Origin of the sequence: Streptomyces sp. RKAG337 (genome assembly GCF_023701715.1) — a bacterium.
GTDB lineage: Bacteria > Actinomycetota > Actinomycetes > Streptomycetales > Streptomycetaceae > Actinacidiphila.
The window spans coordinates 3,965,001-3,981,434 of record NZ_JAJOZA010000001.1; the positions used below are offsets into that span (position 1 = coordinate 3,965,001).

Annotated in this window: 13 protein-coding genes and 2 tRNA genes; 8 read left to right on the plus strand and 7 right to left on the minus strand. The window is 71.4% G+C overall.

Annotated features, from left to right (window positions below):
• The first annotated feature begins 111 nt into the window (after window positions 1-111).
• The 8 genes from LNW73_RS17690 to LNW73_RS17725 all read left to right on the plus strand — a co-directional run bounded on the left by LNW73_RS17690 (window position 112) and on the right by LNW73_RS17725 (window position 9,732).
• Window positions 112-582: a hypothetical protein gene (locus tag LNW73_RS17690; RefSeq protein WP_250990565.1), complete on the plus strand. Its 471-nt coding sequence runs from the start codon at window positions 112-114 to the stop codon at window positions 580-582.
• Between the two features lie 304 nt (window positions 583-886).
• Window positions 887-3,256 carry a DEAD/DEAH box helicase gene (locus LNW73_RS17695; RefSeq protein WP_250990566.1) on the plus strand — a complete coding sequence of 790 codons (2,370 nt, stop codon included), beginning with the start codon at window positions 887-889 and terminating at the stop codon, window positions 3,254-3,256.
• Between the two features lie 215 nt (window positions 3,257-3,471).
• Entirely contained in the window at window positions 3,472-6,513 is a 3,042-nt protein-coding gene (locus LNW73_RS36395; protein WP_250990567.1) for an FG-GAP-like repeat-containing protein, read from the plus strand.
• An 83-nt stretch (window positions 6,514-6,596) separates the two neighbouring features.
• Window positions 6,597-8,159, plus strand: a complete 1,563-nt coding sequence (locus LNW73_RS17705) for an amino acid permease (protein ID WP_250990568.1) — start codon at window positions 6,597-6,599, stop codon at window positions 8,157-8,159.
• Between the two features lie 94 nt (window positions 8,160-8,253).
• A tRNA-Lys gene (locus LNW73_RS17710) sits at window positions 8,254-8,326 on the plus strand.
• A gap of 220 nt (window positions 8,327-8,546) precedes the next feature.
• Window positions 8,547-8,619 (plus strand) — tRNA-Lys (locus LNW73_RS17715).
• 161 nt (window positions 8,620-8,780) lie between these two features.
• Window positions 8,781-9,071: a ribosomal protein L7/L12 gene (locus LNW73_RS17720; RefSeq protein ID WP_250976525.1), complete on the plus strand. Its 291-nt coding sequence runs from the start codon at window positions 8,781-8,783 to the stop codon at window positions 9,069-9,071.
• A gap of 166 nt (window positions 9,072-9,237) precedes the next feature.
• The gene (locus tag LNW73_RS17725) at window positions 9,238-9,732 is read left to right on the plus strand and encodes a GtrA family protein (RefSeq protein ID WP_250976524.1); all 495 of its coding nucleotides are present in this window, start codon (window positions 9,238-9,240) and stop codon (window positions 9,730-9,732) included.
• Window positions 9,733-9,744: 12 nt separating this feature from the next.
• Here LNW73_RS17725 and LNW73_RS17730 read toward each other — a convergent pair whose 3' ends face one another.
• From LNW73_RS17730 to LNW73_RS17760, 7 genes are all read right to left on the minus strand, one after another.
• On the minus strand, window positions 9,745-11,097 hold the full coding sequence (locus LNW73_RS17730; RefSeq protein ID WP_250992948.1) for an MFS transporter: 1,353 nt from the start codon (window positions 11,095-11,097) through the stop codon (window positions 9,745-9,747).
• 242 nt (window positions 11,098-11,339) lie between these two features.
• Window positions 11,340-11,855, minus strand: a complete 516-nt coding sequence (locus LNW73_RS17735) for a MarR family winged helix-turn-helix transcriptional regulator (protein ID WP_250976523.1) — start codon at window positions 11,853-11,855, stop codon at window positions 11,340-11,342.
• Window positions 11,856-11,913: 58 nt separating this feature from the next.
• Window positions 11,914-12,783, minus strand: coding sequence for an endo alpha-1,4 polygalactosaminidase (locus tag LNW73_RS17740; protein ID WP_285369639.1), 870 nt, complete (start codon window positions 12,781-12,783; stop codon window positions 11,914-11,916).
• Window positions 12,780-13,535 (minus strand): spherulation-specific family 4 protein, encoded by a 756-nt coding sequence (locus tag LNW73_RS17745; RefSeq protein WP_250976522.1) that lies wholly within the window; start codon window positions 13,533-13,535, stop codon window positions 12,780-12,782. The genes LNW73_RS17740 and LNW73_RS17745 overlap by 4 nt, the downstream gene beginning before the upstream one ends.
• Window positions 13,532-14,554 carry an NAD-dependent epimerase/dehydratase family protein gene (locus LNW73_RS17750; RefSeq protein WP_250990569.1) on the minus strand — a complete coding sequence of 341 codons (1,023 nt, stop codon included), beginning with the start codon at window positions 14,552-14,554 and terminating at the stop codon, window positions 13,532-13,534. Before LNW73_RS17750 ends, LNW73_RS17745 begins: the two co-directional genes overlap by 4 nt.
• A 9-nt stretch (window positions 14,555-14,563) precedes the next feature.
• Window positions 14,564-15,277, minus strand: a complete 714-nt coding sequence (locus LNW73_RS17755; RefSeq protein WP_138355802.1) for a nucleotidyltransferase family protein — start codon at window positions 15,275-15,277, stop codon at window positions 14,564-14,566.
• Between the two features lie 143 nt (window positions 15,278-15,420).
• Window positions 15,421-16,413: an SDR family NAD(P)-dependent oxidoreductase gene (locus LNW73_RS17760; protein ID WP_250976520.1), complete on the minus strand. Its 993-nt coding sequence runs from the start codon at window positions 16,411-16,413 to the stop codon at window positions 15,421-15,423.
• Window positions 16,414-16,434: the final 21 nt, after the last annotated feature.

The following is a 16,434-nucleotide window of genomic DNA, read 5'->3' on the forward strand; positions in this document are numbered from 1 at the left end:
GGGTGGGGTGACGGGGTGGGGTGACGGGCCGGGCGTGTCCTGGGGGGTGGCACGGGCGTTGGGCACCAGAGACCCTGCCCGCCGCGTCCTGACTCCCCGAGGTGCATGCACGTGCCCCCTTCCTCATCCCGCGCCGTCGCGCGGACCGCCGGAGCCCTACTGGCCGCCACCGCCGTCCTGCTGACGGCCGGCTGTATGAGCACCGGGGACTCGCGGGACGATCCGCGGCCGCAGGGGGTCTCGCCGTCGGCGCGGGTCGGCGCGGGGCCCGACGGAACGCTGCCGGACGGCACCAAGGTGGCGCCGGGCGGGCACCGGACCAAGCCGAACGGTTCGCCGTCCGCGTCCGCCTCCGTCAGCGGGGTGCCGCCGCTGGGCGGTGCCCCGGCGGCCGTGAAGCCGGCGCCGTCCCCGGGTGCGGGCAAGCCGTCCGCCGGGCCGGGCGGGGCCACACCCACCACGCCGGCGGCCAGTCCGACGCCTTCCGCCACGGTTTCGGCGACCACCGATGCCCCGGCGCCCCCCACGACGCCGCCGGCCTCGCCGTCGGACTCACCCGTCGTGTCGGCCCCGGCGGCGTAACCGGCTCCATCGGTGCTTCCGGTGCTTCCGGTGCGTCCGGTGTAACCGGCATCACCCTCCGGCCCCCGCGAAACAGCCGTATCCGGTGTAAAGTAGGAGGCCTAGCAGCGTGCTCCCGGGCCGATTGGTCAATCGGCCCGGAGATGCGTATGCTGGTAGATCGTTTGATCCTAATGCCCGGCGCCGAATCCGAAGAGCGCCGCGTGGCGCGTTCCTTTTCTCCAGGCTGCTGACCGCATTGAGGCGGTTGTATGCGAACCCCGGAGCTGGCGCGTGCCGAGTCTCCGAGAGGTTCAGCTTTAGCATGCCCATTAACACCGCCGACCGTACCGCCATGCCCATGGACGACTCCGTGGCTGACGACACCACGATCGACACCACGGCCGCGATCACCACCGTCGAGTCCACCGAGACCGACGCCGTCGAGGCCGACACCACCACCGACACCACCGTCACCGAGGACGACACGGCCGCCGAGGCCGCAGTCGCCGGTGACGACGCTTCCGCCGAAGACGTTTCCGCCGAAGAGGTTTCCGCCGAGGCCGAAGAGGCCGAGGAAGAGGAATACACCGGCGTCACCTTCGGGGAGCTCGGGCTCGCCGAGGGCATCGTCCGCAAGCTCGCGCAGAACGGCGTCACCAAGCCCTTCCCGATCCAGGCCGCGACCATCCCGGACGCCCTGGCCGGCAAGGACATCCTCGGCCGTGGCCGTACCGGCTCCGGCAAGACGCTCTCCTTCGGCCTCCCGCTGCTGTCGCTGCTCGCCGGTGGCCACACCGAGAAGAAGCGCCCGCGCGGCATCATCCTGACGCCGACCCGTGAGCTCGCCATGCAGGTCGCCGACGCGCTGCAGCCGTACGGCGACGTTCTCGGCCTCAAGATGAAGGTCGTCTGCGGCGGTACCTCGATGTCCAACCAGATCTACGCGCTGGAGCGCGGTGTCGACATCCTCGTCGCCACCCCGGGCCGGCTGCGCGACCTGATGAACCGTGGCGCCGCTTCGCTCGACAAGATCCAGATCGCGGTCCTCGACGAGGCCGACCAGATGGCCGACATGGGCTTCCTGCCCGAGGTCACCGAGATCCTCGACCAGGTTCCGGTCGGCGGCCAGCGTCTGCTGTTCTCCGCCACCCTGGAGAACGAGATCGACTCGCTGGTCAAGCGCTACCTGAAGAACCCGGTCACGCACGAGGTCGACGCGGCGCAGGGCGCGGTCACCACCATGACCCACCACGTGCTCGTCGTGAAGCCGAAGGACAAGGCGCCGGTCACGGCCGCCATCGCGGCCCGCAAGGGCCGCACGATCATCTTCGTCCGCACCCAGATGGGCGCCGACCGCGTCGCCGAGCAGCTCATCGAGTCGGGCGTCAAGGCCGACGCGCTGCACGGCGGTATGACCCAGGGCGCGCGTACCCGCGTGCTGGAGGACTTCAAGGGCGGTCTCGTCAACGTCCTCGTCGCGACCGACGTGGCCGCGCGCGGTATCCACGTGGACGGCATCGGCCTGGTGCTGAACGTCGACCCGGCCGCCGACCACAAGGACTACCTGCACCGCTCGGGCCGTACCGCCCGCGCCGGTGAGTCCGGCACGGTCGTGTCGCTGGCGCTTCCGCACCAGCGCAAGACCATCTTCCGTCTGATGGAGGACGCGGGCGTCGACGCCTCGCGCCACATCATCGGCGGCTCGGGCGTCTTCGACGAGGAGGTCGCCACGATCACCGGCGCCCGCTCGATGACCGACGTCCAGGCCGACTCCGTACAGAACGCCGCAGCCCAGGCCGAGCGTGAGGTCGCCGAGATGACCCGCGAGCTGGAGAAGCTCCAGCGCCGGGCCACCGAGCTGCGCGAGGAGGCCGACCGCCTCACCATGCGCTCCGCCCGCGAGCGCGGCGAGGACCCGGAAGAGGCCGTCGCCGCCAAGGCCCTGGAGATCGCCGAGGCCGCGGCTGCCGAGGCAGCCCGGATCGCGGCCATTCCGGTCCAGCCCGAGCCGCAGCGCCGTGACGACCGGGGCAACTACGGCCGTCGTGACGACCGTCAGGGCTCCGGTGGCTACCAGGGCCGTGACCGCCGTGACGAACGCCCCTCCGGTGGCCGTTCGTTCGAGCGTCGTGACGACCGTCCGTCCTCGGGCGGCTTCCGCTCCGGTGGCGACCGCCCGACCGGTGGCCGTTCGTTCGAGCGCCGTGACGACCGTCCGTCCTCCGGTGGCTTCCGCTCCGGTGGCGACCGTCCGACCGGCGGCCGTTCGTTCGAGCGCCGCGACGAGCGCCCGTCCTCGGGTGGCTTCAACCGTGACCGCCGTGACGAGCGCCCCTCCGGTGGCCGTTCGTTCGAGCGTCGTGACGACCGTCCGTCCGGTGGCTTCCGCTCCGGTGGCGACCGCCCGACCGGCGACCGTCCCACCGGCGGCCGTTCCTTCGAGCGCCGCGACGACCGTCCGTCCACCGGTGGCGGCTTCCGCTCCGGCGGCGCCGACCGTCCGGCCTTCAACCGTGACCGCCGCGAAGAGCGTCCGGCCACCGGCGGCGGCTTCCGCACCGGCGACCGCCCCGTGAACCGCGACCGCCGCGACGAGCGCCCGGCCGGCCGCACCTTCGAGCGCCGTGACAGCCGCCCGGGTCAGACCGGCACCGGCTCGATCGACCGCAAGCCGCGCTGGAAGGCCAACTGACCAGGCCTGAACCTGCCTGACGGAACGGGCCCGGACGATGCACTCGCATCGTCCGGGCCCGTTTCTTTTGCTTCTCTTTACTGTGGGACCGCTGTTAGGATCCGCTGACTTGCATGGGGGACGTAAGCCGGGGGGCTTCACACTCATCGTTGTGCCGACGCGGCGTTCCGCCGCGGTGCCGCCATGCCTTCTTCTCGGAACATCAGGAGGTACGGGTGGCCCATCAGGCCCTCGTCCGCGGCAGCATCGCCGCAGTCACAGCACTCGCCCTCTCCACCGGTCTCGGTGCGCTGACCCTTCCCGCGGCAGTGGCCGCGGACGGTCCGGCCGACGCCGAGGTCGTCATCCCGGCGGGGGTACGCCCGCTTCCGCTGACCGAGGACCTCCGGTCCGCCGGGGACGGCGGTTACCTGCACTACCAGGAGGGGCACAGCGTCCGGCAGTGGACGGACACGGCCACCGGCGAGAGCCGGGACGTTCCGCGCGCCGATGTGGAAGCCATCAACTCCGGTCTGAGCGCCGTCCAGACGGAGACTCCGCGGGCCATCCAGGTGGAGGACCTCACCACCCGGGTGAAGACCTCGATCGATCTGCCCGTCGGCTACCGCTGGATGCCGCTGTTCAACACGACGGTCACGCTGGCCATCGAGCACTTCAGGGACCCCGCCAACCCGCAGATCCTGCACCTGCTGCGGAAGACGGACGCCGGGACCACCGACCAGGTCGTCGAGGGGCTGCCCGCGGGGACCGTCTCCCTGTACGCCGACGCCCAGGACGCCAGGGGCGCGGTGTTCACCGTGCGGGTCTCGGCGACCGAGTTCCACCGGTTCCTCGTCGATTTCGCGCAGGGGACCGTCCGGGAGGTCTTCGCCGGCCGGTCCGGTACCGGCAACATCGTCCTCGGCACGGACCAGGTCCTCGGCTACACCCCGGGAGAGCGGGACGTCTACACCGTTCCCCGCGCCACGCCCGGGGCGGCGCCGGTGCACACGACACTCCCCGAACCGCCCGCCGGCTCCCCGCCCTTCGCCGACTTCGGGACGGTCGGCGACTGGATCGTCTTCAACCGCAAGCTCTCCCCCGAGCAGCACGACTACCAGCCCGGTGACCGGCTGGAGGCCCTCCCCATCGGCGGCGGCGAGGTGAAGACGCTGCTGCGGTACACCAGCGACTCCCTCACCCACGGACCTGACGGAAGTGTTGTCGTCGCGGGCGGCAGCGGTCCCAGGGACTGGGCGGTCCGCAAGGTCACCGCGGCGCCCGGCGCGGAGCCGGTGGTGTCCACCCTGCGGGTGCTGCCCCCGGCGACAGCGCGCATCGAGGGGCTGTCGCTCGGCGGCGGACGCCTCCAGGTGACGAGCCTGGCGGACGGCAACCCGCTGAAGGGCCTGTACTCGTACGACCTGGCTCCGGCCGGCAGTCCGGTCGCCGGTGACCGCCGGCTCGACTACCTGCTGTTCAACGAGTACCCCCAGCTGGTCGCCCGGGGCAACGGGCGCTCCGCCTTCGCCTCCGACACCAAGGTGCTCTCGCCGGTCGCGCGGGACCGGGTGCAGATGAACGAACTCCCGGCTTCCATCGGATCCCTGGTCGATGCCTCGGAGCAGTACTTCATCGCCAATGCCAGGAACGGCCGGCAGTACGTCGGGGACTTCGAGAACCCGGGGCCGAACGGCATCCTGCTCAACCGGGACATCACCGGTGCGGCGCTCTGGGGCAGGACCCTGTGGAAGCCCGGCACGGTCGCCGGCACGGTCGACTCCTACGACCTGAAGGCGAAGACGACCACCGCCGCGGTCAACATCGGCTCCGGATGCGTGCCCCAGGAGCTCCAGGTCGTCACCCACTGGCTGTACTGGAACTGCGACCCCGCCAAGCCCACGGCCAAGGCCGGGGTCTGGGACCTGGCGGCCGGGAAGAACGTGGCCGTCGCGCAGGGCGAGGCGCTGCTCGGGGACGGCTTCGTCGTCCGGCGCGACATCCCGGCGGGCAAGCTCTACCTCACCGACCTCGGCACGGCGAGGACCACGGAGTTGGCGCCCATCGCCGACGGCGTCAGCGACGACCGGCAGCGGACGTGGACGGTCGACGCGTACGGCGGCCACGTGGCTTACGTGGACGCCGCGCAGCGCGTGCACATCAAGCCCGTGACGATCCCGCGTTCCCCGCTGACCTCGATCGACGCCAGGACCGGCGGCGACATCGACGCCGCCTCCACCGACGAGGCCGTGAACACCTGGCACGGCACCTGGCAGCTGTCCCGCCCGTCGGCGGGCTGGAGCCTGGTGGTCAGGAACGTGCGCGGAGCGGTGGTCGCCACCCGGACCGGCGCCGACCGCAGCGGTACGCAGATCGGCGCGAGCTGGGACGGCAAGGACGCCGCCGGCCGTACCGTCCCGAACGGTGCCTACTCCTGGACGCTGACCGCCCCGCCCGCGGACGGCACGGGTCCCGCGCTGGTGGTCTCCGGTGCGCTGCGGCTCGGCGGCAGTACGACCGTGCTGCGGGACTACGACGGCGACGGGCGGCCGGACCTCTTCGGCCGGAGTGCCGCCACGCCGACGGACGTCCGGATGCACATGGGTGCCAACGGCGGCACCTACGGGGGCGCCGTCATCACCGGTGGCTGGCCGGCCGGTTCGCTCCTGATTCCGGCGGGCGACCTCAACGGCGACCACGTCAACGACCTGCTGGTGCGCACCTCGGCGGGCGAACTGCGCCGCTACGGCCGGCCGAACCCCGCCGCGGGGTACCAGACGCTGACCACGGGCTGGCAGGGCTACAACACCCTGATGGCCGTGGGGGATCTCAACGGCGACGGGACGTTCGACCTGGTGGGCCGGGACGCGACCGGTGCGATGTGGCGCCATGACGGCGACGGCAAGGGCGGCTTCCTGGCGACGCGGGTGAAGCTCGGCACCGGCTGGCAGGCGTACACCTGGCTCGGGACGCCCGGCGATCTGACCGGGGACGGAATTCCCGAACTGCTGGGCCGGGACGCGGCCGGCGTGATGTGGCGGTTCGACGGCAACGGCAAGGGCGGCTTCACGGCGGCCCGGACCAAGCTCACGGCCGGGTGGCAGATCTACAACATCATCCTGGGCGTCGGCGACCTCAACGGTGACGGCAGGAACGATCTCATCGGCCGGGACTCGTCCGGGTTCCTGTGGCGCTATGACGGGACGGCCCAGGGCGGCTTCCTCGCGACCCCCACCAAGATCGGCACGGGCTACACCATGTACAAGACCATCTCCTGAGGCGCCGCCGGTTCCCGTGAACCGGTGACACCGGTGACATCCGCGGTGCATGTCGTGCCCCCGGCAAGGGAATTGCTGGGGGCATGACAACAATCCAGAAGGATCAGGCGGATCCGCCCGAGGGTCCCGGCGCAGGTTCCGATGAGGAGCGCCTCGCCCAGCTCGGCTACACCCAGGTGCTGGCGCGGCGGATGTCGGCGTTCTCGAACTTCGCTGTGTCGTTCACGATCATCTCGGTGCTGTCCGGGTGTCTGACGCTGTACATGTTCGGCATGAACACCGGTGGCCCGGCGGTCATCATGTGGGGCTGGGTGGGCGTCGGGCTGATGACGCTCGTGGTCGGGCTGGCCATGGCGGAGGTCTGTTCCGCGTATCCAACCTCGGCCGGGCTGTACTACTGGGCACGGGCGCTGGCGCCCGAGCGCAGTGCCGCCGCCTGGGCGTGGTTCACCGGCTGGTTCAACGTGCTGGGGCAGGTCGCGGTGACCGCGGGCATCGACTTCGGGGCGGCGAGCTTCCTCAACGCCTATCTGACGCTGCAGTTCGACTGGCCGGCCACCCCCGGGCACACGATGCTCCTGTTCGCCGGGATCCTCGTCCTGCACGGCGTGCTCAACACCTTCGGGGTGCGGATCGTCGCCCTGCTGAACGACATCAGCGTGTGGTGGCACGTGATCGGCGTGGCCGTCATCGTCGGGGCGCTCGCGATCGTCCCCGACAGCCACCAGTCGGCGTCCTTCGTCTTCACCGAGTTCGTCAACAACACGGGCTGGAACAGCAGCCTCTACGTGGTGCTGATCGGGCTGCTGATGGCGCAGTACACCTTCACCGGCTACGACGCCTCGGCCCACATGACCGAGGAGACCCATGACGCGTCCGTCGCCGGACCGCGGGGCATCGTCCGGTCCATCTGGACGTCCTGGGTCGCCGGCTTCGTGCTGCTGCTCGGCTTCACCTTCTCCATCCACAGCTACAGCGGCGCCCTGGGCAGCGACACGGGCGTCCCGCCCGCCCAGATCCTCATCGACGGGCTCGGCGCGGCCGGCGGCAAGGCGCTGCTGCTCGTCGTGATCGTCGCGCAGCTCTTCTGCGGTATGGCGTCCGTCACGGCGAACAGCCGCATGATCTACGCGTTCTCGCGCGACGGCGCCCTGCCGTACTCCCGGGTCTGGCACCGCATCAACGAGCGCACCCGGACGCCCACCAACGCCGTCTGGCTCGCCGCGTTCGGCGCGATGCTGCTCGGCCTGCCGTATCTGATCAACCCCACCGCCTACGCGGCCGTGACGTCGATCGCCGTGATCGGTCTCTACATCGCCTACGTCATCCCGACGTTCCTGCGGCTGCGCAAGGGCGACGCCTTCGAGCGCGGGCCCTGGCACCTGGGGCGCTGGAGCCGGCCGATCGGGATCTTCGCGCTGGGGTGGGTCGCGCTGATCACCGTGCTGTTCATGCTGCCGCAGGTGAGTCCCGTCACGGCGAAGAGCTTCAACTACGCGCCGGTGGCCGTCCTGGTCGTCCTCGGCTTCGCCGCCACCTGGTGGCTGGTCTCCGCCCGTCACTGGTTCCTCAAACCGGCCGCCGACGGGGCTGCGGCCGGAGCCGGCAAGGGAGCCGGTCCCGGGGCCGACACGCGGACCGACTGATACCGGGTGCGGTCCGGGCGCGGCCCGGGCGCAGATCATCCGCAGCCGATAAGACTCGGACCTGCGCCCCTCGCCGGGCTATGCTGCGGGTTGCGGGCCATTAGCTCAATTGGCAGAGCAGTGGACTTTTAATCCATTGGTTGTCGGTTCGAGTCCGACATGGCCCACCGTGAGAGCCGCAGGTCGTCCTCGGATGACCTGCGGTTTCTCTGTGTCGGGGTGGCTGGATCCGGCCCGGCGGGCGCCGGCGGGCGTCTGCGGGCGCAGGCGGGCGCTGGCGGCGCGGCCGCGGCGGGCCGCACGACCGTCGCCGGCCCTTCCCACGGCTGACCGGCAGCGATGCGGCGCGGACCCCGGTCCCGGCCCGGCTATGCTGGGAGGAACAACGGGCCGTTAGCTCAATGGTTAGAGCAGTGGACTTTTAATCCATTGGTTGTGGGTTCGAGTCCCACATGGCCTACCCGCAGGCGTACCGGTCTCGCCACCGGCGTCCTGCGAGAGCGCCCCGGTCGGGTTTCCCGACCGGGGCGCGCCTCTGTCCCGGTTCGGTGGGGACTCCCGGCGGGGGCTCCGGTGGGGGCTCCGGTGGGGCCTTTGCCCACTTCGGTAGGGTCTTGTGGCGTGACCTACATAGTGGTGTTGTTCGCGCTCGTCGGCGCCGGCATGTTGATTTCCGCGCTCGAGCGGAAGGTCGACCGGGTCGAGCGGAGGATCCGGCTGATGGAGCGCCGTCAGGAGTTGATCCTGCGTCACCTCGGCATCGAGGAGGTGGACGCCCCCGATCTGCGGGAGATCAACGAGCTGGTGCGGCAGGGGAAGAAGATCCAGGCGATCAAGGCCTACCGCGAGCTGACGGGCGCCGGGCTGAAGGAAGCCAAGGAAGCGGTCGAGCGGCTGCCCGGGAACGTCTGACCTGCGGCGGAGCGCCCTCCCTGCATCCTGCGGTGGAGATTGTCAGGGCTGCCGCTAGGGGGCGGGGTAGGGATAACCCCCAGGCGTAATGGGGCATGAGCCGGATGGGTCGGGGTGCCCCGGTGCGGCAAAGTCAGTGACACCCGCCACTGACAAGGAGTTCGACATGGCCGCCACCTCGGTACCAGCCCCGGTCACCACCGGACCGTTGGCGGCCTTCGTGCGCTTCGTCGTCTGCGGCGGGGGAGTTGGGCTGCTGTCCAGCGGGGCGCTGCTGTTGGTCTCCGGCCATGCGCCGATCGCGCTGGCGAACGCGGTGGTGACCGTCGTGTCCACCCTGCTCGCCACCGAGCTGCACGGCCGGTTCACCTTCCGGGCGGGACACGCCCGGCTGGCCGACCACCTGAAGTCCGGTCTCACCGCCACCATTTGCTACCTGTTCACCACCGGCGCCCTGCTCGCCCTGCACGCGGTCCACCCGAACCCCGGTCCGCTGCTGGAGCAGAGCGTCTACCTCTCGGCGTCCGGCCTGGCGGGCATCGGACGCTTCGTGGTCCTGAAGGTGATGGTCTTCGCGACCGGCACCAAGGCCGCGGCCGGCACCCGGCCGGTCGGCAGGAAGGCCCTGCTGACCCGCCGGGCGGTCACCGTCGCCGCGTAGCCGCCTTACGCCTCACGCCCGGCGGCGCCGGGCCGGGAGGGTCGTCGCGGCGAGGACCAGGGCCACCGCGATCAGTCCGGCGCCGACGGTGAAGGCGAGATGGTAGCCACCGGTCAGTGCCGCGGGGGCGGACCGTCCGGTGCTCAGCAGGTGGGCGGTGCGGGAGGTGGCGAGGGTGTTGAGGAGCGCGAGGCCGAGCGCACCGCCGATCTGCTGGGTGGTGTTGAACAGACCGGAGGCGACACCGGCGTCCCGCTCGGTGGCGCCGGACATGCCGAGCCCGGTCAGGGCCGGAATGGCCAGCCCGAAGCCGGCGAGCGACAGCATCACCGGCAGCAGGTCGACGAGGTAACTCCCGTGTACGGGGACCCGGCTGAGCAGCAGAAGGCCCGCGAGCAGCAGCGCCAGGCCGGAGACGACCATCGTGCGTTCGCCGAGCCGGCCGGTCAGGCGGGCGGAGAAGCCGAGCGAGACGATCCCGATCACGACGGCGGACGGGAGCATGGCCAGCCCGCTCCTCGCGGCGCCGTAGCCCAGCACGTGCTGCATATAGAGGACGACGAGCACCTGGAAGCCGAACAGCGCGGCGATCATCAGGACCTGGATCGCGTTGGCCCCCGACACCTGGCGGGAGCGGAACACCCGCAGTGGCAGCAGCGGGGCGGCGGCCTTCGCCTGGCGCAGGACGAACCCGGCGAGCAGGGCGGCCGCCAGGGCGCCGAGACCGAGGGTGCGGGCCGAGGCCCAGCCGTTCTCACCGGCCTGGACGATCGTGTAGACGCCGAGCATCAGACCGGCGGTGACGAGCGCGGCGCCCGTCGCGTCGGCCCCGGAGCGCAGGCCGAGGCCGCGGTCGGTGACGAGCGTGCGGGCGGCCAGCACCCCGGCGGCGACGCCGATCGGCAGATTGATGAAGAAGATCCAGTGCCAGCTCGCGGACTGGGTGAGAACGCCGCCCAGCACCAGGCCGATCGAGGCCCCGGCGGCACCGACGAAGCTGAACGCGCCGATCGCCCTGGCCCGCTCCCGCGGCTCGGGGAAGAGCGTCACGATCATCCCGAGGCTCACCGCCGAGGCCATCGCGCCGCCGACACCCTGGACGAACCGGCCGGCGATCAGCAGCTCCGGCGAGCCGGCCACCCCGCACAGCAGTGAGGCGGCGGTGAAGAGGGTGATGCCCGCCAGGAACATCCGCTTGCGGCCGATGAGGTCGCCGAACCGTCCGGCCAGGAGCAGCAGACCGCCGAACGCGATCAGGTAGGCGTTGACGACCCAGGCGAGGTCCGGCTGCGAGAAGCCGAGGTCGCTCTGGATGGCGGGCAGCGCCACGGTCACGATGCTGCCGTCCAGGATGACCATCAGCATCCCCGCGCAGAGGATCGCGAGCGCCAGCCAGCGGGACCGGTCGCGGGGCGGGGTCCGCGGATCCGGACGCGGCGGGGTCCGGGTCTCGGTCCGGGTCTGCGGTGTGGTTCTCGTCAGTGACATGAGGGCGTCTCTCCGCTCGGGCGTTCGAAGCCGACAAGAGAGACGCTAGCAGATGGTTTTGTAGTAGACGATATTTTTCGGACCTGGGTTCGGACCTGGGTTCGGACCTGGATCCGGACCTAGATCCGGGCCTCCCGGGCCCGGCGGACCGGACGCGGTGATTCCACGGGGGTGGCCAGCCGGCCCTCGGTCAGCCGCTGCACGGCCGCGGCGAACACCTTCCGCTCGCCCTCGGGAAGCGTGCCGAGCACCTCGCTGTGGATGCGGTCGATGATCGCCAGGCCGTCGGTGATGTGCTGGACGCCGGCCTCGGTGACCGAGATGATCCGCGCCCGGCGGTCCGTGCTCGAAGGACGGCGCTCCGCGAGCCCGGCCTTCTCCAGCTCGTCCATCGTCACGACCATCGTGGTCTTGTCGAGGTCCGCGAGCTCCGCCACCTGCGCCTGGGTCAGCTCGCCCGGCAGCGCGTGGGCCAGTACGCAGTGCAGACGCGGCGAGCTGTCGATTTCGGCGAGCGCCGCCGTCAGTTCGGTGGTGAGCACATGCGCGATGTGCTTCAGCTGGAACGTGAGGTCCGGGACGCGGCGTACCGGCGGGGTGGGCCGGTGGGGGTCGGGAGTCGCTGTGGGTGCCATGCTGCGAGGGTAACAAAACTCGTCCTGTACCGGATCGTCCCGTAGGGGACGACATGCCCTAGCAGGGCTGCCGCCACGCGTCGAGGTTCAGGTGCTTGAGCATCGAGCTGAGGCGGAGCCGCCGGGCGGTCGGACAGAACTCCGTCGTCGCCAGGGAGTACTCGGTGTGGAACACCGCCTTGTCCGCCTCGATGAACGGGGTCAGCTCGTCGCACTCCTCGTTCTGCGCGCACTCCTCGTTGACGGCGAAGTCGAAGTCGCCGACCAGCTCCGGGATCTGCTCCAGATCGTTCTTGAGGCCGACCGCCATGCCGCGCTCGTGGGCGAGCCCGGCGAGCATGCGGTTGTAGGCGAGCTGGTCGGCAGCGGTCAGCGGGAAGCCGGACCGGTTGGTGTAGGCGTCCATGAGATCGGGCTCGACGCCGTCGAAGCCCTTGGCGCGGCACATGTCGAAACGTTCCGCCATCAAGGGGCGCAGCAGGTCGAGGCGGCGGATGTCCAGCCACCGCTCGCCGCTCCAGCCGTTGCCGAGCCCGAGGAGGACGGCGGGGAACCGCACCCGGTCGGAGCGGAAGTCCTCCCAGGCGCCCGCGTTGACGTAGCAGATGACCTTGCGGCCGTCGGCGTGCAGCCGGGCGACGGTGGCGGCGTCGTTCTCGAAACCGTCGATGTCGTAGACGGGTACGTCGACGCCCGTGTCGACCTTGCCGCTGAGCTGCCACTGCCAGGCGGTGCCGGGGTGCGGCCGCCAGCGGTCGGACGGCGGGGCGGGGATGGGGGAGGGGTGGTGGTCGTCAGGGGCGGGGTCCGGATCAGGGTCGGCGCCGCAGGCGGCGAGCAGCAGAAGCAGCAGCGGGAGGAGGAGTGAAGGGAGGAACGAGGGGCGGAAGGCCGGCGGCCGGGAGCCGGTGGCAGACCTGCGGATCAACGGTTCTCCTCCTGCTGGTGCCGGTGTCGCCCCCGGATCCCGGTGACATCGGTGAGGCCCGGGGATGTCAGGTCCGGGGACGCGACGTCCGGAGAAGTGAGGTCCGGAGACACACCCTGCCAGGGGTTGGCGCCGCTTCCCGGGACCGCGCAGTGCACGGCCGCGCCGCGCAGCCGGGCGGTACGGGAGGCGAGGCCGCAGAGCCTGGCGGGCACGTCGTACACCAGATGGCAGAAGCGCTCCGCCGGATACGTGCCCGTCCAGGCCGGTACGGCCGGCGCCGCGCGGTACGTCGCCCAGCTGCCCTCGAACGTCACCAGCAGATCGGCGAACTCGGCGTACCCGGGCGCGGGGTGCACGCCCGGGTTGAGGACGACCGTCCGGGAACCGCAGGCCCGCGCGGTCCGCGCGAGCCAGCGGTAGTAGCTGAGCAGCCCGGCGTCGGGCGCGGCCTGGTCGAAGAAGACGCCGTCCGTGCCGTACCACTTGCGGTGGTGGCGCAGGTCGGCGACGACCGCGTGGGTGGGGCGGCGGCCGTACGCGGTGTCCACGTATCCGAGGACGCGCACGCCCGCCGCCCGCAACTCCTCGGCCACCGCCGCGAAGGCGGGGTCCCGGACCGTGCCCGGCCCGTCGGCGACGTTGAGAACGACGCCGTAGAGCAGGTCGGCGGCCCCCACCAGCGTCCGCCAGGCGCCGGGGTCGACGGCCGGGTGGACGTAGAGCGGGACGAGCAGCTTCCCGTCGCTCATGACGCGGCCGGGACGCCGGCCGGAACCTCGCCCGGGTCGCCGGCCGGTGCCCTGGGCGGAACGGCCGCCGGTGCGCCCTCGTTCCACAGGTCGGCGAGCGACCGCGCGAGGGTGAAGTGCGGCCGCCAGCCCAGGGCCGCGGCCGCCGCGGAGATGTCCGCGCGCTGCCAGGACACCGCGGCGGAGCGGTGCGACCCCGGACCGCTCTCCTCGACCCGGCCCCGGAAACCGGACGCGGCGACCAGCCCCTCCGCGATGGCGCGCACCGGGGTGGCGCCGCCGCCCGCGATGTTCAGGATCCGCGGCAGCGGCTCAGGAGCCATGGCGGCGAGCACGGCGGCCCGCGCCACGTCCCGTACGTCGACGTAGTCGCGGTACGCGGACAGGTCGCCGACGCGGATCACGCCCTCCGCGCCGTCCGGGAGCGCCCGGCGCAGTTCGGCGACGAGCCGGCCCGGCAGGCTCGCCGCCGGCGACCCCGGGCCGATCGGGTTGAAGACCCGCAACACCGTGGCGTCCAGGGCGGATTGGGCGACGATGAGCGTGCCGGCCAGTTTCGTGGCCCCGTACGCCCCCGGCGGACGGGTCGGGGCGGATTCGTCGATCGACCGGCCGGGGGCCGTGGCCCCGTACTCGCCGGCAGAACCGAGGTGGACGAGACGGGCGGTGGGCGCGGCCCGCCGCAGTGCCTCGCAGAGGACGGCGGGGCCACGGGTGTTCACCTCGGCGAGCCGCAGCGGGCTGTTGCCCACCGAGCCGACGCAGTTGACGACGGCGTGCGGACCCAGCGCCCGCAGCGCCTCCTCGAGCGCGTCGACGGAGATGGTGGTGAGGTCGATCGGCAGGCCGTCGACCAGGGCGGGTGGGGAAGCGGACGGGAGGGAGGACGGCAGGGCGGGCGGGGACACCGGGGTGGACCGGCCGCCGCCGAGCACCCGCACGCCCGGGAGGGCGCGCAGCTGCCCGGCGACGTGGGCGCCGAGGAATCCGGTGGAACCCAGACAGAGAATGCGTCGCATGGCGTCGGGTCACGCCCCCTTGAGCAGCAGTCCGCGGTGGGTGGTGAACTCGGCGTTGGCGCGGTCATAGTCGTCCGGACGTCCGATGTCGAGCCAGTAGCCGTCGAATTCGTAGGCGCTCGGCGGGGTCTTCGCGTTGAGCAGGTCGAGCACCACCTCGTCGAAGCCGAGCGGCAGCCCGGGTGTGTAGTCGAGGAGCGTGGAACGGGACAGGCCGTACACGCCCATCGAGACCCGGTAGTCGATGCTCGGCTTCTCCGTGAAGGCCACGACGTTGCCCGAGTCCGTGGTCAGCACCCCGAAGTCGATCTTCACCTTCCGGGCGTAGGTGGCGATGGTCAGCGGGCTGTCGGCGGTCTCGTGGTGCCGCAGCACGTCGCCGAAGTCCAGGTCGGTGAGGATGTCGCCGTTCATCACGAGGAACTTCTCGGGCAGCCGGTCGAGCATGGTGAGCAGCGGCCCCATCGTGCCGAGCGGGCTGTCCTCGGTGGAGTAGCCGACGCGCATCCCCCACTGCGAGCCGTTGCCGACGTAGGCGCGGATGATGTGGCCCAGGTGGCCGATGGCGATGGTGCAGGTGGTGAATCCGGCGTTCGCCAGCTGCCGCATCACGATCTCCAGGATCGCGTGCTGGTCGCCGATCGGGACGAGCGGTTTCGGCAGGGCGGTGGTGTAGGGCAGCAGCCGGACGCCCTTGCCTCCGGCCAGAATGACTGCGTGCATGTGGTTGGTCCCCCCTCTGGCCTGGCGGCCAGACGTCGCGTCCGGTTCCGGGGTTCGATCCGGGACCGGGAATCTCCTGAGTCGGGTCCGGGAGCCCGGAGTCGGTTCCGGTCGTTCCGGATCCGGTTCCGGGAAGTCCGGAGTCAGATGTTGTAGAGCGCGGTCTTGTAGCGGGCGAGGTTCGCCGGGTCGCGGAAGAACGCGATGGTGTGTTCCAGGCCCTGTTCCAGGCTGTGGTCGGGCGCCCAGCCGGTCGCGTCCCGCAGCCGGGTGGCGTCGCAGACCAGCCGCATCACCTCGGAGCCGGCGGGCCGGATGCGCTGCTCGTCCTCGATGACGTCGAGGTCGGTCTCCATGAGCTTGCCGATCAGCTGCACCAGGTCACCGACGGAGATCTCGCCGCCCGTCCCCGCGTTGAAGGTCCGCCCGACCACGCTCCCGGCGGGCGCGGTGCCCACCGCGAGGAACGCCCGCGCGGTGTCCCGTACGTAGCTGAAGTCGCGGGTCGGCCGCAGGTCGCCGAGCGTGATGGTCCGCTCCCCTGCGGCCACCTGCCCGATCACCGTCGGGATCACCGCTCGCATGGACTGCCGCGGTCCGAAGGTGTTGAACGGCCGCAGTGTCACCACCGGGGTGCCGAAGCTCGCGAAGTAGCTGTCCGCCAGCCGGTCGCCGCCCGCCTTCGAAGCGGCGTACGGGGACTGGGTGTTGATCGGGTGGTCCTCGGAGATCGGTACGGTCTGCGCGGTGCCGTACGTCTCGCTGGTGGAGGTGTGCACCAGCCGCGGGATCTCCAGGTGGCGGACGGCCTCCAGCACGTTCAGGGTGCCGGTGACGTTGGTGTCCACATAGGAGTGCGGTGCCCGGTACGAGTACGGGATCGCGATCAGCGCGGCCAGGTGGTAGACGGCCTCGGCGCCCTCCACCAGCTCCCGGACGGAGCCCGGGTCGCGGACGTCGCCCAGGACCACGTCCACCTGGCTCATCGTCTCGGCGTCCAGGGTCTCCAGCCAGCCGAAGGAGGAGAACGAGTTGTACTGGGCCATGGCGCGCACCCGGTGGCCCGAGGCGACCAGCGCCTCCACCAGGTGTGAGCCGATGAAGCCTTCGGCGCCGGTGACGGCTACCAATGTCATGTCGAATGCTCCGGTTTCTCG